This window comes from Streptomyces sp. NPDC007095, from assembly GCF_040634475.1.
Classification (GTDB): domain Bacteria; phylum Actinomycetota; class Actinomycetes; order Streptomycetales; family Streptomycetaceae; genus Streptomyces.
The window spans coordinates 1-21,635 of sequence record NZ_JBEYFS010000093.1; the positions used below are offsets into that span (position 1 = coordinate 1).

17 protein-coding genes are annotated in these 21,635 nt (G+C 68.7%); 11 read left to right on the plus strand and 6 right to left on the minus strand.

Annotated elements, in window-relative coordinates; genetic code table 11:
- Positions 1-158: 158 nt before the first annotated feature.
- The gene (locus ABZ656_RS28690) at positions 159-1,688 is read right to left on the minus strand and encodes an aldehyde dehydrogenase (NADP(+)) (RefSeq protein WP_101405880.1); all 1,530 of its coding nucleotides are present in this window, start codon (positions 1,686-1,688) and stop codon (positions 159-161) included.
- Between the two features lie 131 nt (positions 1,689-1,819).
- Here ABZ656_RS28690 and ABZ656_RS28695 point away from each other — a divergent pair, with 131 nt between their 5' ends.
- From ABZ656_RS28695 to ABZ656_RS28705, 3 genes are all read left to right on the plus strand, one after another.
- On the plus strand, positions 1,820-2,593 hold the full coding sequence (locus ABZ656_RS28695; RefSeq protein ID WP_028803360.1) for an IclR family transcriptional regulator: 774 nt from the start codon (positions 1,820-1,822) through the stop codon (positions 2,591-2,593).
- Between the two features lie 2 nt (positions 2,594-2,595).
- Positions 2,596-3,069, plus strand: coding sequence for a GNAT family N-acetyltransferase (locus ABZ656_RS28700; protein WP_101405879.1), 474 nt, complete (start codon positions 2,596-2,598; stop codon positions 3,067-3,069).
- 80 nt (positions 3,070-3,149) lie between these two features.
- Complete coding sequence (locus ABZ656_RS28705) at positions 3,150-4,601, plus strand: penicillin-binding transpeptidase domain-containing protein (protein ID WP_101405878.1); 1,452 nt, start codon at positions 3,150-3,152, stop codon at positions 4,599-4,601.
- Between the two features lie 77 nt (positions 4,602-4,678).
- On the opposite strand, the gene ABZ656_RS28710 is transcribed toward ABZ656_RS28705, so the two are convergent.
- Entirely contained in the window at positions 4,679-6,130 is a 1,452-nt protein-coding gene (locus ABZ656_RS28710) for an NCS2 family permease (protein WP_101405877.1), read from the minus strand.
- 260 nt (positions 6,131-6,390) lie between these two features.
- On the opposite strand from ABZ656_RS28710, the gene ABZ656_RS28715 reads away from it, so the two are divergent.
- The 3 genes from ABZ656_RS28715 (at position 6,391) to ABZ656_RS28725 (ending at position 8,749) form a co-directional block, all read left to right on the plus strand.
- Complete coding sequence (locus ABZ656_RS28715; protein ID WP_101405876.1) at positions 6,391-6,957, plus strand: SigE family RNA polymerase sigma factor; 567 nt, start codon at positions 6,391-6,393, stop codon at positions 6,955-6,957.
- A complete protein-coding gene (locus ABZ656_RS28720) occupies positions 6,954-7,817 on the plus strand; it encodes a hypothetical protein (protein WP_101405875.1) in 864 nt (287 codons plus the stop codon). The genes ABZ656_RS28715 and ABZ656_RS28720 overlap by 4 nt, the downstream gene beginning before the upstream one ends.
- Before the next feature lie 101 nt (positions 7,818-7,918).
- Positions 7,919-8,749 carry a pectate lyase gene (locus tag ABZ656_RS28725; protein WP_101405874.1) on the plus strand — a complete coding sequence of 277 codons (831 nt, stop codon included), beginning with the start codon at positions 7,919-7,921 and terminating at the stop codon, positions 8,747-8,749.
- Positions 8,750-8,970: 221 nt separating this feature from the next.
- Here the strand turns inward: ABZ656_RS28725 and ABZ656_RS28730 are convergent, their stop codons facing one another.
- Positions 8,971-10,128, minus strand: coding sequence for a right-handed parallel beta-helix repeat-containing protein (locus ABZ656_RS28730; protein WP_101405873.1), 1,158 nt, complete (start codon positions 10,126-10,128; stop codon positions 8,971-8,973).
- Positions 10,129-10,361: 233 nt separating this feature from the next.
- Here ABZ656_RS28730 and ABZ656_RS28735 point away from each other — a divergent pair, with 233 nt between their 5' ends.
- A complete protein-coding gene (locus ABZ656_RS28735; RefSeq protein WP_360271340.1) occupies positions 10,362-12,602 on the plus strand; it encodes a family 43 glycosylhydrolase in 2,241 nt (746 codons plus the stop codon).
- Positions 12,603-12,620: 18 nt separating this feature from the next.
- Here the strand turns inward: ABZ656_RS28735 and ABZ656_RS28740 are convergent, their stop codons facing one another.
- Positions 12,621-13,415 carry an HAD family acid phosphatase gene (locus ABZ656_RS28740; protein ID WP_101405871.1) on the minus strand — a complete coding sequence of 265 codons (795 nt, stop codon included), beginning with the start codon at positions 13,413-13,415 and terminating at the stop codon, positions 12,621-12,623.
- A 239-nt stretch (positions 13,416-13,654) separates the two neighbouring features.
- Here ABZ656_RS28740 and ABZ656_RS28745 point away from each other — a divergent pair, with 239 nt between their 5' ends.
- From ABZ656_RS28745 to ABZ656_RS28760, 4 genes are read left to right on the plus strand one after another with little or no spacing between them, the layout of a single operon-like run.
- On the plus strand, positions 13,655-14,026 hold the full coding sequence (locus tag ABZ656_RS28745; protein WP_360271342.1) for a hypothetical protein: 372 nt from the start codon (positions 13,655-13,657) through the stop codon (positions 14,024-14,026).
- Entirely contained in the window at positions 14,016-18,377 is a 4,362-nt protein-coding gene (locus ABZ656_RS28750; protein ID WP_360271344.1) for an RHS repeat-associated core domain-containing protein, read from the plus strand. The genes ABZ656_RS28745 and ABZ656_RS28750 overlap by 11 nt, the downstream gene beginning before the upstream one ends.
- Before the next feature lie 29 nt (positions 18,378-18,406).
- Entirely contained in the window at positions 18,407-18,925 is a 519-nt protein-coding gene (locus ABZ656_RS28755; RefSeq protein WP_129592316.1) for a hypothetical protein, read from the plus strand.
- Positions 18,926-18,957: 32 nt separating this feature from the next.
- Positions 18,958-19,269 carry a hypothetical protein gene (locus ABZ656_RS28760; protein WP_101405868.1) on the plus strand — a complete coding sequence of 104 codons (312 nt, stop codon included), beginning with the start codon at positions 18,958-18,960 and terminating at the stop codon, positions 19,267-19,269.
- Between the two features lie 174 nt (positions 19,270-19,443).
- Here ABZ656_RS28760 and ABZ656_RS28765 read toward each other — a convergent pair whose 3' ends face one another.
- Positions 19,444-20,556 carry a chondroitinase-B domain-containing protein gene (locus ABZ656_RS28765; protein ID WP_360271347.1) on the minus strand — a complete coding sequence of 371 codons (1,113 nt, stop codon included), beginning with the start codon at positions 20,554-20,556 and terminating at the stop codon, positions 19,444-19,446.
- Positions 20,557-20,617: 61 nt separating this feature from the next.
- A complete protein-coding gene (locus ABZ656_RS28770) occupies positions 20,618-21,634 on the minus strand; it encodes a pectinesterase family protein (protein WP_360271349.1) in 1,017 nt (338 codons plus the stop codon).
- Position 21,635: the final 1 nt, after the last annotated feature.

The following is a 21,635-nucleotide window of genomic DNA, read 5'->3' on the forward strand; positions in this document are numbered from 1 at the left end:
CCTGGCGGCGGTAGTCGTCTGCGACGGCCAGGGCGCGGAGCTTGACGTAAGCCATAGCGGTAGCTCCCAGGGCGACGGGGTCTGCTCCGTTGCGCGGGGAACTGCGCGACCAGCCACAACGGCCCCGCAGCCGCCGAACAACCACAACCCCGACGGCGCTACCGCTCCAGACGACCGTCGTAGCGTCGCGGCAACCCCAGCGGGTTGTCGTCCCGCAGCTCCGCCGGCAGCAGCGCCTCCGGCGCGTTCTGGTACGCCACCGGCCGCAGCCAGCGCTCGATCGCCGTACCGCCGACCGACGTCGAGGTCGAGGTCGTCGCCGGGTAGGGACCGCCGTGGTGCTGGGCGGGGGCCACGGCGACACCGGTGGGCCAGCCGTTGACCAGCACGCGCCCGGCGAGCGGGGTCAGCTCGGCGAGGATCTCCGCGCCGCGGCCTTCGCCGGCCGCCTCCTCCGCCGACAGCTGCACCGTCGCGGTGAGGTTGCCGGGAAGGCGGGAGAGGACCGCGCTGGCCTCGGACTCGTCCTCGTAACGGGCGACGACCGTGAGCGGGCCGAAGCACTCCTCCAGGAGCAGGTCGTACTCGCCCTCGGTGGCGAGCTTCTGGGCGGGCACGGTCAGGAAGCCGGGGCTCACCGTGTGCTCGCCGCCCGAGCCCGGGGTCACCGGGGTCTCGACGCCGGGAAGCTCGGCGCGCTCGGCGACACCCGCGATGAAGTTGTCGCGCATGCGGTGGTCCAGGAGGACGCCCGCGTCGGTGTCGCTGACGGCGTCGGTCAGGGACTTCACCAGGCGGTCGCCCGCCGCGCCCGCGGGCGCCAGGACCAGGCCCGGCTTCACGCAGAACTGGCCGACGCCCAGCGTCATCGAGCCCGCGAGCCCGGCGCCGATCGCCTCGGCGCGTTCGGCCGCCGCGGCCTCGGTGATCACGACGGGGTTGAGGGAGCCCAGCTCGCCGTGGAAGGGGATCGGCACGGGGCGCGCGGCCGCCGCGTCGAAGAGGGCACGGCCGCCACGGACGGAACCGGTGAACCCGGCCGCCGCGACCAGCGGGTGCTTGACGAGTTCGACGCCCGCGTCGAAGCCGTGCACGAGGCCGACGACACCGCGCGGGATGTCGTGCTGGGCGGCGGCCCGGCGCAGCACGGCCGCGACCAGCTCGGACAGCGCCGGGTGGTCGGGGTGGGCCTTGACCACGACCGGGCAGCCGGCCGCCAGCGCGCTCGCGGTGTCGCCGCCCGCGACGGAGAAGGCGAAGGGGAAGTTCGAGGCGGAGTAGACGGCGACGACACCCAGCGGCACCTTGTAGCGGCGCAGGTCCGGGATCGGCGGGGTCGCCGTGTCGTCGGGGTGGTTGATGACGACGTCGAGGAACGCGCCCTCGTCCACGATGCCGCCGAAGGCCCGCAGCTGGTAGCAGGTGCGGGCGAGTTCGCCGGTGAGCCGGACCGGGCCGAGCGCGGTCTCCGCGTCGGCGGCCTCGACGAGCTGTTCCTTGGCCGCTTCGAGCAGGTCCGCGGCGGTCCTCAGGAAGGCCGCGCGCACGGTGCGGTCGGCGAGGGCTCCCCGGGCGGCGTGCGCGGCGCGGACGGCCTCGTCGACCTCCTGGGCCGTGGCCTCCACCGCAACCTGCTCACGCTGCTTCCCGGTACGGGGGTCGACACTCCAGACTGGTGCTGCTGCCACCGCGGGTCCCTCCAGATGTAATGCCGCAGTTCTTGTCTCACCCACCAGCGGTGTTCGATATACTGAACGCTGTCTCTGATGGTGAATATGATGCGGAGACTATTTCCCGTCGAACGAGGGGGTCAAGGGCGATGTCGGCAGGCGAGACAGGCGGCGGAGCGCAGGTCAAGTCCGCGGTACGGACCGTGGAATTGCTCGAGTACTTCGCGGGCCGGCCCGGTATGCACTCCCTGGCCGCGGTCCAGGAGGCCGTCGGTTATCCGAAATCCAGCCTCTACATGCTGCTGCGCACCCTAGTGGAGCTCGGCTGGGTCGAGACGGACGCGACGGGCACGCGGTACGGCATCGGCGTACGGGCGCTGCTGGTCGGCACCTCGTACATCGACGGCGACGAGGTGGTCGCCGCGGCCCGCCCCACCCTGGACCGGCTCTCCGACGACACCACGGAGACCATCCACCTGGCACGCCTGGACGGCACGAACGTCGTGTACCTGGCCACCCGCCAGTCGCAGCACTACCTGCGCCCCTTCACCCGGGTGGGCCGCCGGCTCCCCGCGCACTCGACCTCGCTCGGCAAGGCGCTGCTCGCCACCCACACCGACGAGCAGGTCCGAAAGATGCTGCCCGAGACGCTCCCCGCCCTGACCGAGCACACCATCACCGACCGGGAGAAGCTCATCGAGGAGCTGCACCAGGTCCGGGAGCAGGGCTTCGCCGTGGACCGTGAGGAGAACACGCTGGGGCTGCGCTGCTTCGGCGTCGCGATCCCCTACCGCACCCCCGCCCGGGACGCGATCAGCTGCTCGGTCCCGGTGGCCCGGCTCACCCCCGCGCACGAACAGATGGTCAAGGACGCCCTGTTCGACGCCCGCGACCGGCTGACCCTCGCCACCCGGAGGCTCTGACGATGGAGATCTCGCTCCGCCCGGTACACGACAGTGATCTGCCGGTCTTCTTCCGGCTGATGAACGACCCCGAGTCCCTGCAGATGGCCGCCTTCACCGCCGAGGACCCGGCCGACCGGGACGCCTTCGACGCCCACTGGAAGCGAGTCCGCGCCTCGTCCGACGTGGTGCCGCGCACGATCCTCGCGGACGGCGACGTCGTGGGCAGCGCCGCGGTGTACGGGGAGCCCGGCGAGCGCGAGGTCACCTACTGGATCGACCGTGCGTACTGGGGCCGGGGCATCGCGACGGCCGCGCTGTGGAACCTGCTGGCCGAGGTGCCCGAACGCCCGCTGCACGCGCGGGCGGCGGCCGACAACGCGGGGTCGCGGCGGGTTCTGGAGAAGTGCGGGTTCCGGGTCACCGCGAACGCCCGGGGGTACGCGCACGCGCGCGGCGAGGACACGGACGAGGTCGTACTCACCCTGACGGGCTGAGCCGGATTTCATGAACAGCGCATGAGAAATGCGAGCGGAAGGGAACGATTCACTCCCGTCCGCTCGTCCTTCTGAGCGGGATGAACAAGACGATCAGGCGTGCCGCCGTCTTCACTCTGCTGCTCGTGCTCTCCCTGCTGGTCAGGGCGACCTGGGTGCAGTTCTACGACGGCAAGGCACTCGCGGACGACAAGAGCAACCGACGGAACGCGATCGAGCAGTACGCGAACCCGCTCGGGAACATCATCGTGGCCGGCCGGGCGATCACCGGCTCCGCGCAGACGAAGGGCAGCGACCTCAAGTACAAGCGGACGTACACCGACGGCAGTCTGTACGCGGCGGTCACGGGCTACAGCTCCCAGGTGTTCGGGGCGACCCAGCTGGAGGGCGTCTACAAGAATCTGCTCGACGGTACGGACACCCAGCTGAAGAACCCCCTCGACACGATCACCAACAAGCGTGCCAGCCCTGGTGACGTGGTCACGACCATCGACCCGGACGTGCAGAAGGCGGCGTACGCGGCGCTCGGCAGCAAGAAGGGCGGGGCCGTCGCGATCGACCCGACGAACGGCAAGATCCTCGCGGTCGTCTCCACTCCGTCGTACGACCCCTCTCGGCTGAGCGCCGGCGACTCCGCCGCCTGGACGAAGCTGACGAAGGACGCGGACAAGCCGATGACCAACCGGGCGCTGCGACAGCCGCTGCCCCCTGGGTCGACGTTCAAGCTGGTGGTCGCGGCGGCGGCGCTGGAGGACGGGCTGTACAAGAACGTGGACACCGGCACGGACAGCCCGAACCCGTACACACTGCCGAACACAAGGACCGACCTGTCGAACGAGAGCGCCTCCGCGCCCTGCAAGGACGCCTCGATCCGGGTGGCGCTCCAGTACTCGTGCAACAACGTCTTCGCGAAGATGGCTGTCGACCTCGGGCAGGACAAGGTCAAGGCGATGGCGGAGAAGTTCGGCTTCAACGACAGCTCGCAGGACGTGCCGGTGCGGGCGTACCCGAGCGTCTACCCCTCGAACATGGACAAGTCGTCCACGGCGCTGACCGGCATCGGCCAGTACGACGTCACGGCGACCCCGCTGCAGATGGCCATGGTGTCGGCCGCCATCGCCAACGGCGGCAAGCTGGTCTCGCCGCACATGGTGTCGCAGACCAGTGACGCGAGCGGCAACGTGGTGAAGAACTACGACGACAGCACCCAGACCAAGGAGATCGTCAGCTCGACGACCGCCGAGCAGCTCCAGTCCGCGATGCAGACGGTCGTCACCGAGGGCACGGGCACGAACGCGAAGATCTCCGGCGCGACCGTGGGCGGCAAGACCGGTACGGCCCAGCACGGCGAGAAGAACAGCAAGACTCCGTACGCCTGGTTCACGTCGTACGCGAAGTCCGACTCGAACGGCAAGGAGGTCGCCGTGGCGGTCATCGTCGAGCAGTCCGACGCGGCGAGGTCCGAGGTCAGCGGCAACGGCCTGGCGGCACCGGTGGCCAAGGCCATGATGCGGGCGGCGCTGAAGAACTGACGCACCGCGCACGACGAAGGGCCGCCCCGCAACCCTGGGGGCGGCCCTTCCTTCGTACGGTCACTTCACACGTACGGTCACTTCACGCCGAGCAGCTGCCGCACGGGATCGATCGCGAAGTACACCAGGAACAGCGCCGACACGGCCCACAGCAGCCAGTGGACCTCGCGTATCTTGCCGAGCACCGCCTTGATCACGACGTAGGCGACGAAACCGGCCCCGATGCCGTTGGTGATCGAGTAGGTGAACGGCATCGCCGCGATGGTCAGGAACGCGGGGATCGCGATCTCGTAGCTGTCCCATTCGATGTGCTTGACCTGCGTCATCATCAGGAAGCCGACCGCGACCAGGGCGGGGGCCGCCGCCTGCAGCGGGACGATGGTGAGCAGCGGGGTCAGGAACAGGGCGAGGGCGAACATGCCGCCGGTGATGAGGTTCGAGAAGCCGGTGCGCGAGCCCTCGCCGACGCCGGCCGCGGACTCGATGTAGGCGGTGTTGGAGGAGGCGGAGGCCGCGCCGCCCGCGACGGCCGCGGCGCCGTCGATGAACAGCACCCGGCCGATGCCGGGCACCTTGCCCTCCTCGTCGAGCAGTCCGGCCTCGGCGCTGATGCCGACGATCGTGCCCATGGCGTCGAAGAAGTCCGACAGGATCAGGGTGAAGACCAGCAGGACGACGGTCAGGGCGCCGGTCTCGCCGAAGCCGCCGAACAGACTGAAGTGACCGACGAGACCGAAGTCCGGGGTGGCCACCACGTCGGAGGGGATCTTCGGCGTGGTCAGGCCCCAACTCTTGATGTCCGCGGCCGAGTTGATGATCACGGCGATCACGGTCATCGTCACGATGCTGATCAGGATGGCGCCCTTGACCTTGCGTGCCATCAGTCCGATGGTGAGCAGCACGCCGAGGCAGAAGACCAGCACGGGCCAGCCGGTCAGCGATCCGGTCGCGCCCAACTGCACCGGCACGGTGGTGTTCGCGACGTCCGGGATGCGGCTGACGAAACCGGCGTCCACGAAGCCGATGAAGGCGATGAAGAGTCCGATGCCCACACCGATGGCGTGCTTCAGCGGTTGCGGGATGGCGTTCATGACGGCTTCGCGCAGTCCGGTGAGGACCAGTACGCAGATGATCACGCCTTCGATGACCACCAGGCCCATCGCGTCGGGCCAGCTCATCAGCGGGGCGATCTGGAAGGCGACGACGGCGTTCAGGCCGAGGCCCGCGGCGATCGCTAGGGGCAGATTGCCGCCCACGCCCATGATGACGGTCATCACCGCGGCCACCAGGGCGGTGGCCGTGACGAGTTGGCCGCTGTCGAGCTGGTGGCCGAACTTGTCCTTGGCACTGCCCAGGATGATCGGGTTCAGGACAAGGATGTAGGCCATGGTGAAGAACGTGGCGAAGCCGCCGCGTATCTCCCGGCCGAAGGTGGAGCCCCGTTCGGAGATCCTGAAGAACCGGTCGACGCTGTTCGCCGCTGGTGGCGCGGCACTTGGCCGGTCGGCCGCCTTCTGGGTTTCGGACATGGCTGATACTCCTTGTGACCTGCGTGCTGGGTGTGCGGATGCTGGCTGGATTGTTCCCGCGTTGAACCGCTTTCAGGTTTTCACCGTGTTACGGAATCAAGTTCGGCCCGCCATACGCTGTTCGAAGCCCTGTACGCATCGCTGGTACGCTCACGCATCTCGCCCCACAGGGGCACCATTCCTTCACGGATGGCGCGCGGGGGCCGTATACGCACGCACCCGTACCGGTTGCTCAAAAGCCGCAGCAAGGAGAGGTAGCCGTGGGCACTGTCGTCGACGACGCAGCCTCCGTGGAGTTCCACGCCTTCTTCGAGCGGCACCATGCCGAACTCGCCCGCTTCGCCCATCTGCTGACCGGCGAGGCGGACGCCGCCGACGATCTGGCGGCCGACGCGCTGCTCGCGCTGTGGCACCGCTGGGACCGGGTGCGCGCGGCCGACCACCCGGTGGCGTACGCCCGCGGGGTCGTCGCGAACCTGGCCCGCACCCGGATCCGCAGCGCGGTGCGCGAGCGCAGACGGATCACGCTGTTCTGGTCACAGCGCGAGGACAAGACCGAGAACCCCGACATAGCGGGGAAGATCGATGTCCAGGAGGCGCTGCGCCGGCTGCCGTTCCGTAAGCGCGCATGTGTCGTGCTTCGGCACGCTTTCGACCTCTCGGAGAAGGACACGGCGCTCGCCCTCGGTGTTTCCGTGGGTACGGTTAAGTCCCAGACGTCGAAGGGCATGGCCGAACTGAAGCGGCTCCTCGGCACCGACGAGGCCCCGATGCGGGTGCACGCCGGTGTGCTGCCCACGGGTGGAGCCGGAGGAAGGGACCGATGAGGAAGGCGCAGGACGTGCACGACGAGCTGCGCGCCAGGCTGCACGAGGCGGCCGAGGCGCATGAGCCCGACCGCGCGCGCATCCTGGCCCGGGTCGAGCGCGGGATGTCCGGCGCCTCCGAGCGTCGTCCCCGGCGTGCGGCGCGTCCGCCGGTGCTCGGCTGGGGACGGGTCGTCGGCGCCACGGCCGCGGTCGCGGGCGTCCTCGCGGTCGGCGGCTACTGGGTGGCCGCGGCGGTGCAGGAGAACAACCCGCCGCAGCAGACGGTCGCCGTCTCGCCGACCCCGGTCGTCTCCCCGGACGCGACGAGCCGCGCGCCCGTCGTGCCGCACCCCTCGCAGACCTCGGGTGCCTCGAAGCCGTCAGGGAAGGCGAGCGCCTCCCCCTCGGACACCCCCTCGGCCGCGAACTCCTCGCCCGCCGCGCCCAAGGCGCCCGCCGCGGGCAACCAGGACGGCTCGCTGTGGTCCGACGGCTCGGTCGATCCGCACAGCAACGACTTCTGGGCGCAGAGCAATGTGACCCTGAAGAACGCCGACAAACTCACCTCGCTCACCGTCGAGTTGAAGATCAAGCTGACCGGCGGGGTAAGCGACGCGGGCTCCTGGCGCTCGGCACCCGAGAGCGACTTCACGACGACGGTCGCCGAGAAGGACGGCTTCCTCGTCTACACCTGGGTGCTCAAGGACGGCCACACCCTCGCGGCGGGCCAGTGGGTCTTCGCGGGCCAGTACAACCACACCCGCGGCGGCCGGGACGCCAAGGACGACCGTTACTCGGCGGACGCGAAGGCCACGGACAAGTCGCTGTCGGTGGCGGGTGACTTCGCCGCCGCGAGCGGCGCCGACGGCGACTCGTAGAAAATCCCCTCGTAAAAAAACCTGCGGACGGCGGCAACCCTTTCCTCACCTGCGGCGACCAGGAGACGAACACGTCCCCTTCCCGCAAGGAAATCCGCTTCATGACTGCACGAGTTGAACAGCGCGTCCGGCACCGTCGTCGCCTCACCGGGCGGCGGTCCGTGATCGCTGGGGTCACCGCACTCGGCATCACCGGGGCCGCGCTCGTCACGACGTCGATGCTGAGCACCGCGGGCGCGAGCTCCGTCTGGCCGACGGCCAAGGGCAGCAAGGCCGTCTCGAAGACGATCTCGGTCTCGGGCACCTACGACGGCAAGCTGACGAAGTTCTTCGGCAGCGGTTCTCTCGGTACCTCCGACCAGTCGGAGAACCAGGGCCCGATCTTCGAGCTCAAGGACGGCGCGGTCCTCAAGAACGTCATCATCGGCACCCCCGCCGCCGACGGCGTCCACTGCCTGGGCAGCTGCACGCTGCAGAACGTGTGGTGGCTGGACGTCGGCGAGGACGCGGCCACCTTCAAGGGCAAGGCGTCGTCCGCGAGGTACGACGTCATCGGCGGTGGCGCGCAGAAGGCCTCAGACAAGGTGTTCCAGTTCAACGGCGCCGGCAAGCTCACCGTCACCGGCTTCCACGTGGAGAACTTCGGCAAGCTGGCGCGCTCCTGCGGCAACTGCAAGACGCAAGTCAAGCGCACGATCGTGCTCAGCGACATCGACGCGACCGCCCCGGGCAAGGCACTGGTCGGCATCAACTCCAACTTCGGTGACACGGCGACGCTGTCGAAGATCCGTGTCACCGGCGACACCAAGAAGAAGCTCAAGACCTGCGTGCGCTTCAAGGGGAACAGCAGCGGCAAGGAGCCCACCGAGCTCGGCACCGGCGCGGACGGAACCTTCTGCAAGTTCTCGTCATCCGACATCACGTACAAGTAAGTGGGACTTCGCCTCGCTCACCCACCCTCACGACGGCTTCGTGGCGCGGAGACAACCACATGCTCACGTTCAACGTCCCTTACAGTGCGTGGAAGTCGGACGTGAGTGACTGTATGGAGCTGCTGGCCTGAGCCCCCCTCGGAGCCAGTCAGAGGAACGCCCCCGCCGGTGACGACCGGCGGGGGCGTTCACTTTCCCTCGTACGTCAGTACGGGGGTACGTCAGTTCATGGTCGAGCCGATGGTCGTCGAGCCCGTCGTCAGGAACGTGGTCGCCGGCAGCGAGCCGCTCGACGAGCGGGCGCCGTACGCCGTGGTCGCGTCCGTCGACCTGAAGGACGGCGTCGAGGTGCCGCTGTCCCAGTTGTTGGCCGCGGAGACCGTGGACGAACCGAGCTTGTCCAGACCGCCCTTGTTGCTCACCGCGAGGTTCCTGGCGAGCCGCGCCTTGCCCGTCGCGAAGAAGAAGCCCGCGTCGGCGTTGGCGTAGGCGGTGTTGCGGTTGAGGACGATGGCACCGGTGTTGGAGTTCTCGGTGAAGCCGTTGCCCGCGTTGTCCCAGGCCGCGTCGTTGTTCACGACGTGGGCGACCGAGGCCCCGCCGCCGCCGAGCTTGAAGCCGTTGCCGTTGCCCTCGAAGGCGGAGTCGTTCCAGCGGTTCTTGCCGTTGCCGTACGACCAGGAGTGCTCGATGGTGATCGGCGAGGAGAACTGCCAGAGGTCGAGGCCGTCGTCCGCGTTGTTGTAGAGGCGCGCGCCGGTGACCTTGTTGCCGGTGCCGGAGCCGAACTTGATGGCGATGCCGTCGGCGTTCTGCCCGTGGTTCGCGGCGTCGTAGTTGCCGTAACTGTCCAGGTTCTGCACGAGGTTGTCGGTCGTTCCGTCGCCGCGCAGCGTGAAGCCCGAGTCGCCGTTGTTCGCGGTGACGAGGTTCTTGAAGACGCCGCCGACGGAGGAGGTGGCGACGAAGCCCTGGGCGGGCGAGTTCTGCCAGGTGATGTTCTGGACCGTCCAGTAGTCGCCGTAGATCCCTGCCAGCCAGGAACCTGCGGCCAGCTTGGAGCCGTCGATCTTCACCTTCTCGCTGCCGTACGCGGTGAGCGTGATCCGCGTGGAACCGGTGCCGTTCGCCGTCGACTTCAGCGTGGCCGTCGGGTAGTACGTGCCGCCGCGCACCTGGATGGTCGTACCCGCGGCGGCATCGGCGACGGCCGTCTGGAGCTGCGCGGTGGTGGAGACGGTGACCGTGGTGGCGGCGGCCTGCGCCGAGCCGTTGTTCGCGAGGCCGAGGTAGACGCCACCCGCCCCCGCGGCGACGGCCACCGCCGCGGCGATCGAGAGCGTACGGGTCCTGCGGTGGCGTCCGGTGCTCAGAAGCACGGGGCGTTCCTTTCCTGGGGGGACGGGAGACGAAGCGGGCCAAAGGGCCGCCCCGGCCCGCCTCTGCTCCCTGGTCGCCGCGGTGGCGGGAAACGTTGCCGGGGGCTCACGAAAAAGGTCGAAACTTTCGCTGGCCGTCGTGCCGCCTTCATCAATTGACGCGCTGTCCCCCACTGGCAACACTCCGAGAGCGCTTCCCCCACAGAATCCACCAGACTCCGACAGGATGTGTCATGCGACGCCGCACCGCCCGCGCGCTCCTGATCCCCGTCCTCGCGCTCCTCCTGGGCCTGCTGGCCGCCCCACCGAGCCCCGCGTCACCGTCACCGTCACCGTCACCGTCACCTTCGGGAGCACCGCACGTGAACGAACCGAAGTACGCCGGTTATCTCTTCGCCTACTTCACCGGTGAGGGCACGGCCGACGGCGAGCAGATCCGCTACGCCCTGAGCCGCGGCAACGACCCGTTGCACTGGCGGGAGTTGAACGCGGGCAGTCCCGTCCTGACCTCCACCATCGGGGAGAAGGGGTTGCGCGACCCCTTCGTGATCCGCTCCCCCGAGGGCGACAAGTTCTTCCTCATCGCCACCGACCTGAAGATGTACCAGAACTCCAGCGGCAGCTGGGACTACGTGCAGCGGCACGGCAGCAGGTCCATCATGATCTGGGAGTCCACCGACCTGGTGCACTGGACCGACCAGCGCCTGGTGAAGGTGGCCCCCGACAACGCGGGCAACACCTGGGCGCCGGAGGCCTATTGGGACGACTCGCTCGGCGAGTACGTCGTCTTCTGGGCGTCCAAGCTGTACGCCGACGACGACCCGGACCACACCGGATCGACGTACAACAAGATGCTGTACGCCACCACGAAGGACTTCCGCACCTTCAGCGAGCCGAAGGTCTGGGACGACCCGGGCTACTCGGTGATCGACTCGACGGTCATCAAGAACAAGGGCAGCTACTACCGCTACACCAAGGACGAGCGCGATCCCAGCTCCTCCAGCCCCTGCTCGAAGTTCATCACCGGCGAGAAGTCGACCTCCCTGACGAACACCAAGTACGACTTCGTCTCCGACTGCATCGGCAGCGGCTCGATCGACCGCGGCGAGGGCCCGACGGTCTTCAAGTCCAACACCGAGAACAAGTGGTACCTGTTCATCGACGAGTACGGCAGCCGTGGTTACGTCCCCTTCGAGACGACCGACCTCGACTCGGGCAAGTGGACGATGTCGACGAACTACCAGCTGCCCGCGAGCCCCCGGCACGGCACGGTGATGCCGGTGACGCAGGCGGAGTACGACCGGCTGCTGGCCGCCTATCCGACAACCGGGACGTCGGTCGTGGACGCGACCGCGAAGGGCCAGAACGGGTACGCGATCGTCACCGAGTCGGCCTCGAAGGTCGTCCTGCCGATGAAGCCGGACGCGGACCTGAGGCACCTGGCCCCCGCCCTCGCGGTCGGCGCGGGCGCGAAGGTCAGCCCGCCCTCGGGCACACACCGGGACTTCCGCACCCCGCGCACCTACACCGTGACGGCCCCGGACGGGACGAGCCGGACCTGGACGGTGGAGGCGGCGGCGACCCGCAGCCCGGTCCTCCCCGGCCTCAACGCCGACCCGGACGTCCGTTACCTGGACGGCCAGTACTGGATCTACCCGACGACGGACGGCTACGCGGGCTGGAGCGGGACGAGCTTCAAGGCGTACTCGTCGAAGGACCTGGTCCACTGGAAGGACCACGGTGTGATCCTGGACCTGGGACCCGATGTGTCCTGGGCGGACAAGAACGCCTGGGCCCCGGCGATCGCCGAACGCGACGGCAAGTACTACTTCTACTTCTGTGCCGAGCAGCAGATCGGCGTGGCGGTGGCCGACTCCCCGGCCGGTCCCTTCAAGGACGCGCTGGGCAAGCCCCTGGTGGCCAAGGGCCGGTTGACGGGCCAGATGATCGACCCGGCGGTGTTCACGGACGACGACGGGCAGTCGTATCTGTACTGGGGCAACGGCCATGGGTACGTGGTGCCGCTGAATGCCGACATGGTGTCGTTCGACGCCTCGAAGGTGCGGGACATCACGCAGCCCGGCTTCCGTGAGGGATCCTTCGTCGTCAAGCGGCAGGGCACGTACTACTTCATGTGGTCCGAGGACGACACCCGCAGCGAGAACTACCACGTCGCCTACGCGACCGGACCGTCCCCGCTCGGTCCGTGGACCAAGCGGGGCACGATCCTGTCCAAGCGCCCGGAGTACGGCATCAAGGGCACCGGACACCACTCCGTGGTGAACGTCCCCGGCACCGACGACTGGTACATCGTCTACCACCGCTTCGCCCTGGACGGCCCCGGGAAGGCGGGCGGGGACGGCACGCACCGGGAGACCACCGTCGACCGCATGGAGTTCGCGGCCGACGGAACGATCGAACCGGTGGTGCCGACCCTGGAATCGATCCGCCCCGTGCGGACCGACCGCTCCTGAGAGCACTCAGCCCATGACTCAGCTGACGAAGTACGTCGGGTTCGGGAGCTTGAACGTCTTGTCGGCGTAGCCCCCGTCGAGGTCGGAGTACTGGTCACCGAAGTTGGCGACGATGTCGTACCCGAGGGACTCGATGTGCTTACGGGTGCCGGACTTGTACTGCACGGTGGTGCAGTTCCAGGCGGCGGCCGTGGCGCAGGCGCTCAGGTAGGCCGGCGGGTTGGCCGCGTCCTTGAGGAACATGTGGTCGGCGTCGAGGTTGATGTCGGCGCCGACCTTCTTCAGGTTCGCGACCGCGGAGACGCGCTGCGACTCCTTCAGGCCCGAGTTGTAGAAGACCTCGACACCCTTGGACTCGGCGTACGCGACGAGTTCGGGGGTGCCGAAGACGGCCGGACGGTCCGCCTGGGCCACGTACGCGGCCCAGGAGGCCGAGTTGTACGTGTAGTTGGTCTTCTTCTCGTAGTCGAGGGAGAGCAGCAGCGTGTCGTCGATGTCGAAGACGACCGCGGGCTTCTCGCCCCGGTGCTTCGCCTTGTGCGCCGCCCTGTCGATGTAGCGCTTGGCGTCCGACTCCAGCCGCGACAGGTCCTTGGCGTACTGGCTGTCTTTGGACGCCTGGTACACGCCGTTGCTGTCGGGCGTGGTGCCGTAGTAGGTGTCGATGTCCTTGACCAGGAGCCCGATGTTGTAGGGCTCGTGGGTCGAGTTGGCCGTCGACTGGCCGGCCGTGGCGACGCCCGTGCCGTAGAGAGCACCGCCGGCGACGGCACAAGCGGCCGCGATGGCTGCCGCTCTGAGGGACTTCCGCATGGATTCTCCGGATCTGGGTGATGGGTGACCAGGTCATTCCGCACCAGGTCAGGGAATGTCTACGCGCATCACGCATGCCATGCGAGAGGCTTTATCCGATCGAGACCTCACCCGCGGGCGGCATCTCCCTGGATGCATTGCCCGCAGGTGGCGTCGACTTGGCCTTCTATTGAACCGGTTCTCCTGGGGTCGGAACGCACATGCGAACGATGCGTCAGACGGGGAGAGCCGCATGGGTGATGGCAACGGCGACGGCATGGTCCTTGCACATCCACACCGCCGATCTGAAGCGCGCGGCGCCGGACTTCCACGAAGGGGCCAAGAACCTCAGCAAGGCACTCACCACCCTCGTCACCACCCTGGACGGCCTGGGGAAACCCTGGGGCGACGACAAACAGGGCAAGGAGTTCGGGGACGCCTACTCACCGCAGCAGAAGAAGATAGAGAGCGCGGCGGGCACCCTCGTACTCGGCCTGGTGAGCATCCACGAGGCCATGAACGACCTGGCGGACGGCACCGTCGACAACGACCAGCTGATCGCGGGAATGTTCACCGAGGTGAAGACCGGCGGGGCCGACAAGGCCGGGAGCGACGGTTCCGGTGAGCGTTGAGGACGAGGCGAAGAAGATCCTGCTGAAGCTGGGCCTGTGGTGGCCGGACGCCAACTCCGGTTCGCTGCGGGCCGCGGCGACCGCCTGGCGCACCTTCGCCGACTCGGTCGACGACGTACGGGGACCGGTGCACACGAGTGCGTCCTCCCTCATCCACCACAACACCGGCGAGTCGATCGACGCCTTCGAGAAGTTCTGGAACCGCTACGCCAAGGGCAAGGACGCCGGCTGGCTGAGCGACCTGGCGGAGTCGTCCCGGGCGATGGCGAAGGCCCTGGACAAGTTCGCGGACGCCATCGACGACGCCATCAACAAACTCTGGACGCAGATCGGCATCGACGCCGCCGTGATCGCGGGCGGGGTGGCGCTGGCCTTCTTCACGGCGGGCCTCGCCTCCGGAGCCGCCGTCGCCGCGGCCGACGCCGTCATCGAGTTCGGCGCCACCATGGGCATCGCGGTCTCCACCACCGTCGCGGAGATAGCGGCGGGCACCCTGGTCGCGGCGGCCTTCGGCGGTATCGAGTCGGTCACCGTCGACCTGGCAGTGGCCCAGCCCCTGAAGATGGTCACCGGTCTGCAGCAGGGCTTCAGCCTGGACGAGGTCAACCAGGCCGCCAAGGACGGCATGATCTTCGGCGGCGCGCTGGGCGCGGGCGGCGGCGTGCTGAAGGCGGGCATGGAGGGCGCGTTCAGCGACACCACTCCCCTCCTGCTGCGCCCGCCGTCCCTCCGCCCCGACCTGGTCGAGCTGGGGCCGTCGGCCCGCCAGGCCGACCGCGTCCCGTGCGTGGGCGAGCCGATCGACGTGGCGACCGGTGCCATGCTGATGGTCCAGACCGACGTGACGCTGCCGGCCTCCCTCCCGCTTGTCTTCCAGCGAACCCACCTCTCCTCCTACCGCGGCGGCGTCTGCTTCGGCCCGACCTGGATCTCCACCCTCGACGAGTGCGTGCAGATCGACGGCGAGGGCGTCGTGTTCGCGGCGGCGGACGGCATGCGGCTCGTGTATCCCGTACCGGAGCCGGATGTACCGACCCTCCCCGTGAAGGGCGCCCGCTGGCCGCTGCTCTGGGACGGCAAGCCCGACGGTGTCATGACCATCACCGACCCCGTCTCCGGAGTCGTCCGCACTTTCAGCACCCCCTTCTCGTCGGGCTCGTTCGGCGTCGTACACCTCCCGCTGGACTCATGGAGCGACCGCAACGGCGCCCGCATCGACGTCGAACGCGACGACGAGGGCGTGCCGTTCGGGATCCGCCACTCGGGCGGCTACTACCTGGCCGTCGACACCCAGGGACCCCGCATCACGGCCCTGCGCCTGCTCGACGAGGCCCCGTCCCGCTACGGCCCCGACGGCCCGGTGGGCGACGGCACGGTCGTCATGCGGTACGGCTACGACCCCTCCGGCAACCTCACCGAGGTCGTCAACTCCAGCGGCGAGCCCCTGCGTTTCACGTACGACGAACAGGGCCGGGTCACCCGGTGGACCGACCGCAACGGCACGTGGTTCTCGTACGTGTACGACGAGCGTGGCCGGGTCGTCCGCACCGAGGGCGTCGACGGCATCCTGTCGGGCACACTGACGTACGACGACGCAGCGTCCATGACGACGTACACCGACTCCCTCGGCCGCGTCTCCAGCCATCGGTACAACTCCGAGGGTCTGGTCCTCGAGGTGACGGACCCGCTCGGGCACGTCACTCGCACGGAGTGGGACGCGTACGGGGCCCATCCCCTCACCGTCACCGATCCGCTGGGGCGTGCCACCCGATTCGCCTACGACGGCGCCGGGAACCTCACCGAGCTCACCCTGCCGGACGGGTCGGTGGCGAGCGCGACGTACACCGCGTTCGGTCTGCCCGCCAACGTGCTTGAGCCCGGTGGTGCCGAGTGGCGCCACACATACGACTCCCGCGGCAATCTGCTCACCACCCGCGACCCCCTCGGTGCCGAGACCCGCTGCACGTACGACGGGTCCGGTCATCTGGCCACCCTGACCGATGCCCTCGGCCACACACGAGTGGTCACTTCCAATTCCGCCGGGCTCCCCGTGGCGGTCACCGACGAACTCGGGCAGGTCACCACCATCCGCCGCGACACCTTCGGCCGGATCGTAGGGGTCGCCGATCCGATGGGCCGCACGACGCGGATGAGCTGGTCGGTCGAGGGCCGGCCTGAGTGGCGTGAACTCCCGGACGGCGCCCGTGAGTCATGGACCTGGGACGCCGAGGGCAATCTCCTGACCCACACAGACCTGGCGGGGAACGTCACGCGCCACTCCGTCGCCCCTTTCGACGCCCCCGCCACCCGTACCGCCCCGGACGGCACGACCTACACGTTCACGCATGACACGGAGCTGCGCCTCACGGGCGTCACCAACCCGCAGGGCCGAAAGTGGTCGTATTCGTACGACAGAGCGGGGCGCCTCGTCGCGGAGACCGACTTCGACGGCCGAGTCCTCGCCTACGAGCACGACGCGACGGGCGCACTCGTCTCGCGCGCAAACGGCGCGGGCGAGACGCTGCACTTCACACGGGACACGCTCGGCCGCGTCACCGAACAGCGCGACGGCACCGGCGGGACGACGGTCTACACCTACGCGGCGAGCGGCCGTCTGGCCACCGCGAGCAACGCGGACGCCGAGATCGGTTTCGCGTACGACGCGGCGGGCCGCACCATCAGCGAGACCGTCAATGGCCGTACGACCGCGTTCGCCTACGACGCCCTGGGGCGCACCACCCGTCGCACCACACCGTCCGGACTCGCTTCACACTGGACCTACGATCCGGTGGGCCGCGCGGTCGCACTCCGTACAGACGCCGGAGAGGTGAGGTTCGAGTACGACGCGGCCGGCCAGGAGACACGGCGTCTTGTCGGCGACCACGTGGAGCTCGCCCAGAGCTGGGACCCCGCTGGACGCCTCATGTCCCAGGCGGTGACCGACACCGGAGACGGGGCAGGCGACCGTCTTCTCCAGCACCGCTCCTATGCCTATCGCCCCGATGGCTATCTCACCGAGATCCGTGAACTCACCTCCGGCACCCGGTCATTCGAACTGGACGCCTCAGGCCGGGTCACCCGGGTTCGCGCCCTCGGCTGGAGCGAGACCTACGCCTACGACACCGCGGGCAACCTCACACACGCCACCGCCCCGGCTCACGAGGCGCCCGGCGAGCGCACCTTCGACGGCACCCGCATCCGCAGTGCCGATCGCACGACGTACGATCACGACGCCCAGGGCCGGCTCGTGCGCAGGGCACGCATGCTCCTGAACGGGCAGCGGCGCACGTGGACGTACGCGTGGAGTGCCGAGGACCGGCTGACCGAGGTGACCACCCCGGACGGCGAGCACTGGCAGTACCTGTACGACCCTCTCGGACGTCGCGTCGCCAAGGTGCGCCTCGCCGGGGACGGCTCGGTCACCGCGCGCACGGACTTCTCGTGGGACGGCACCCGCCTGGCCGAACAGGTCTCCCCCGACGGCCGCGTCACCTCCTGGGACTACTCCCCCGACACACACCGGCCGGTCGCGCAGACCGAGCGCACACCGACGCCGCGCGGCTCACAGGAATCCTTCCTGGCCCGGCTGGCCGAGGAGACCACGGGCGATCGCGCCGTCCGGTTCCACGCGATCGTCACGGACGCCGTAGGCGCTCCCGCCGAACTGGTCACCGCCGAGGGCGAGGTGACCTGGCAGCGGCGCACCGGCCTGTGGGGCACCAGCCTCCCCGGCCCCGAGGACCGAGGCAGGGCGGACACGGACTGCCCCCTCCGTTTCCCCGGCCAGTACGCCGACCCGGAAACGGGTCTGCACTACAACTACTTCCGTTACTACGACCCCGAAACCGCACGCTATCTCTCGCCCGACCCCCTCGGTCTGGCGCCCGCCCCCAATCCGGCCGCGTATGTTCACAACCCGTACTCCTGGTCGGACCCGCTCGGCCTGGGACCCTGCCCGCAACTCAGGGAGGGTTACAGCTCCCAGCCCGCGTTCAAGGACGACCCGTACCACCCGAAGGCCGTGGACGACCGCGTTCAGGACATGCGGGATCTGTACGGAATACGCGACCCCAAGTCCGCGGGAATGATCGGCTCCAACGGTCCGCAGATCACCAGTAAAACCCTATGGAATCAGGGGCCCTACCGAATCGACGTAGAAAACCCCAACCCTGGGCAGCGCCCCGGCCAGCTGCACTTCCAGGACCAGACGAACAAGAGCGCAAAGTACCAGTACAATTTTGAGACCGGACAGTTCGACGGACTCCCCCGTTCAGTACTGAAGGCTGTGGGGAACAATCCGGGATTCATCGCGGCCGTCAGAAAGGGACTCGCCGCTCTGGGCGAGGGATAGACATGCGCATGAACAGAATGATGGCCGCCATGATGCAGCGGACCGACCTCACCCGACTGTCCGAGCCGGACATTCCGTTGCCCTTCCGGGATGTCGCCGGACGAGGTTGGACAGTCGGATCCGATGGCGCCGTCCTGTTGGCCGAATTGGCCGAGGGCACGGTCGGATCCTTCTTCGACGTGGTCCAGGAAGAGACCTCGGTCAACGGTCGCGGAATGACCGACCACGATCTTCCCGAATCCGGACAAAGCCGCGAAGAGCAGCTTCTCCGCCGATGTCTCGCCTACTCCTTCGCATGCCTCGAAAGCGCGGCAGACCAATTCGGAAAGAACTCCGTGTGCGCCTACGTCTCCCTTTCGATGGGCGGACTCGACGACGATGTCCTCACGGCCAATGTGACATTCTCCAGCCATCACCCCGGCCTCACTCCATATGTGGAGGACATCGAGAGTTACTCGGGCGAGGCACTCCTCGAGATTCAGCGCGGGGACTACTCCGCATCGACCGGCGCCGGGGGCCCGTGGCCGGTCGAAGTCCGCCAGGAATAATGCGAGTGATCACTTCGAAAGGGATCTGAAAATTGACTGACGGATTCAACCTGGCCGCAGGGTCGCACGGCCCCTCGCCGGTCGTCCTCGCCGTGTTCCTGCTGGGCGGCCTGATCGCCCTCTGGTGCGGAGTGGGCTGGGCGTTCGACGTGCGGGGGATCACCACCCGGCGCTCCGAACGGATTCGCCGCAAGAACGAGGAGAGCTGGGCGGCGACGGGGCGCCTGGGCGGGTCGCCCACCCTTTTCGCGACCCCTGGCTATCTCCGGTTCCTGGGCGCGCTGATGGCGTTCGCCGGTGTGATCCTGTGCGTGGTGGCGTACGCCCTGTGGCACCTGGGCTGAGTGTGCGTCGGCGTACGTGCGGGAAGCGGTCGGCCCTGCCGCTTCCCGCACGGGACGGTTGCTGAGAGCCAGGACCTGTCCCGGCCGATCACGGCGGAGACGCGGGGTGTGGCACGCACACCGGCATCGACAGGGCGCCGCTGCTTTCCTCCACCGTGATCGGCCGGACAGGTCCTAGTTCATCGTGGCGCCGATCGTCGTGCTCCCCGTCGTCAGGAACGTCGTCGCGGGCAGCGAGCCGTCGGACTTGCGGGAGTTGTACGTCGTCGACGCGTTCGTGGTGACGAAGGACGGGGTGGAGATGCCCGAGTCCCAGTTGTTGCCGGAGGACGTGACGGAGGACCCCTTGGAGACGGCCGCGCTGCCGTTGCCGACGGCCAGGTTCTTGCCGAGCTTCGCGGAGCTGGTGGCGAAGTAGTAGCCGTACTTGCCGTTGGCGTACGCGGTGGTGCGGTTGATGACGATCGAGCCGGTGTTGGAGTTCTCGGTGAAGCCGTTGCCGGCGTCGTCCCAGGCGGCGGAGTTGTTGACGACGTGCGCGACGACCTCGCCGTCGCCTCCCAGCTTGTAGCCGTTGCCGTCACCCGCGAAGGCCGAGTCGCCCCAGCGGTTCTTCCCGTTGCCGAAGGACCAGGTGTGCTCGACGGTGACGGGGGACGAGAAGGACCAGAAGTCGAGCCCGTCGTCCGAGTTGTTGTACAGGCGGGCGCCGGTGATCAGGTTGCCGGTGCCGGAGCCGAACTTCACGGCGACGCCGTCCGCGTTCTCGCCATGGCCCGCGGCGTCGTAGTTGCCGTACGAGTCGATGTTCTTGACCGTGTTGTTGACGGTGCCGTCACCCGTGAGTGTGAAGCCGGAATCGCCGCCGTTGATGGTCTTGATGTTGTTCCAGTTCGTGCCGGTGCAGGACTGGCAGACGACCGCGCTGTCCGGGGAGTTCTGGAAGGTGAGGTTGGAGACGTTCCAGTAGTCGGCGGTCAGCTTGAAGATCCAGTCCCCGGCGGGCAGCGACGAGCCGTCGATCTTCACCGTCTCCGAGCCGTACGCCTGGAGGGTGACGGGGCTCGACGAGGTGCCGTTGGCCGTCGACTGGAGGGTGGCCGTCGGGTAGTAGGTGCCGGCGCGCACCTGGATGACGGTGCCGGCGGTGGCGCTCTTGATGGCGCTGGTGAGGTCGGCCGTGGTGCTGACGACGACGGTCGCCGCCTGGGCCTGGGTGGGCAGGACGGCGAGTCCGGCGCCGAGCGCCAGGGTGGCGCCGAGGGCGAGAGCGGTTCGACGAGACATGGAGTGCGGTCCTTTCGTCGATGCGGGTGGGGGAGCTACTGCGGTGATCGGTGCGGGGCCATCACGGGCACCAGTCGCCGAGATACGCCGCACGCGTGTGCGACGTGGCTTCCGTGTCCGTGAGCTGGGGACGGTTCTCCGGCACGGTGATCTCCGCGCCGGGGCCGGTGTTGCGGTACTCGCGAAAGCGCATGGACTGCCAGGGGTAGGCCTCGCGCATGTCGGCGTAGGGCGCCACCGCGTCGATGCCGGGGCCGAGTTCCGTCTCCCGTACGACCAGGGACGGCCAGGCCGTCGTCTCGTACGACGGCACCCACGGCCGCGCGATCTTGTACGCCCCGTCCTGCGCGCCCGAGGTGACCCGGCCGCGCAGGGCCAGGAAGCCGTGCGGGTTGGCGCGGGCCGTGGAGGGCGCGAAGACCATCCCCTCAGGTCTGAAGGTGACGTCCCGGTCGAGGGTGTGGAAGTGGCAGCGTTCGAAGACGGCGGTGGCCCGCCCGAAGACGAAGTCGACGTCGCCCTCGATGTAGCAGTCGCGGTAGTACTGGCGGTCGAAGGCGGTCAGGGCCGTCGTGTCCGCGAACAGGGTGTCCTGGTGTGCCAGCAGGCGGACCTGGGTGAAGGACGAGCGGTCCCCGGTGACGTACGCCGCCACCGCCTGCGTCCCGGTGATGTCCGGGTGGTCGGCGCGCAGCCAGTCGTTGGCGAGCGTCAGCCCGTGCACGGTGAGCCCCGGCGCCGCCGAGGTGAAGGTGGCGGAGCCGGCGGTGCCGTACGTCCCCGAACCGTCCGGCTTCTGCGTGCCGCCCGCGTGGTCGTACACGATGACGGCGTCGCGCGGGTCACGGGTGGCACCGCGCAGTGTCAGGCCGGCCTTGTCGGCGGGGATGTTCACGACCTCGCGGTAGGTGCCCGGGTGCACGACGATCGTCCGGCCGGCGCCGGTCACCGCGTCGACGGCGGCCTGGACGGAGTCACCGGGGCGGACGTGCAGCACCCGGCGCCCGCCCGCGAAGGCGGGAGTCGCGCCGAGGACGGCGAGCGCACCGGCCGTGGCGAGGAAGGCGCGTCGGCGCATC

What these genes read in the sequence shown, in the direction of transcription:
- ABZ656_RS28695 (WP_028803360.1), top strand. Translation starts at nt 1,820, where the DNA reads ATGTCGGCAGGCGAGACAGGCGGCGGAGCGCAGGTCAAGTCCGCGGTA.
- ABZ656_RS28700 (WP_101405879.1), top strand. Translation starts at nt 2,596, where the DNA reads ATGGAGATCTCGCTCCGCCCGGTACACGACAGTGATCTGCCGGTCTTC.
- ABZ656_RS28705 (WP_101405878.1), top strand. Translation starts at nt 3,150, where the DNA reads ATGAACAAGACGATCAGGCGTGCCGCCGTCTTCACTCTGCTGCTCGTG.
- ABZ656_RS28710 (WP_101405877.1), bottom strand. Translation starts at nt 6,130, where the DNA reads ATGTCCGAAACCCAGAAGGCGGCCGACCGGCCAAGTGCCGCGCCACCA.
- ABZ656_RS28720 (WP_101405875.1), top strand. Translation starts at nt 6,954, where the DNA reads ATGAGGAAGGCGCAGGACGTGCACGACGAGCTGCGCGCCAGGCTGCAC.
- ABZ656_RS28725 (WP_101405874.1), top strand. Translation starts at nt 7,919, where the DNA reads ATGACTGCACGAGTTGAACAGCGCGTCCGGCACCGTCGTCGCCTCACC.
- ABZ656_RS28735 (WP_360271340.1), top strand. Translation starts at nt 10,362, where the DNA reads ATGCGACGCCGCACCGCCCGCGCGCTCCTGATCCCCGTCCTCGCGCTC.
- ABZ656_RS28740 (WP_101405871.1), bottom strand. Translation starts at nt 13,415, where the DNA reads ATGCGGAAGTCCCTCAGAGCGGCAGCCATCGCGGCCGCTTGTGCCGTC.
- ABZ656_RS28745 (WP_360271342.1), top strand. Translation starts at nt 13,655, where the DNA reads ATGGCAACGGCGACGGCATGGTCCTTGCACATCCACACCGCCGATCTG.
- ABZ656_RS28755 (WP_129592316.1), top strand. Translation starts at nt 18,407, where the DNA reads ATGATGCAGCGGACCGACCTCACCCGACTGTCCGAGCCGGACATTCCG.
- ABZ656_RS28765 (WP_360271347.1), bottom strand. Translation starts at nt 20,556, where the DNA reads ATGTCTCGTCGAACCGCTCTCGCCCTCGGCGCCACCCTGGCGCTCGGC.
- ABZ656_RS28770 (WP_360271349.1), bottom strand. Translation starts at nt 21,634, where the DNA reads ATGCGCCGACGCGCCTTCCTCGCCACGGCCGGTGCGCTCGCCGTCCTC.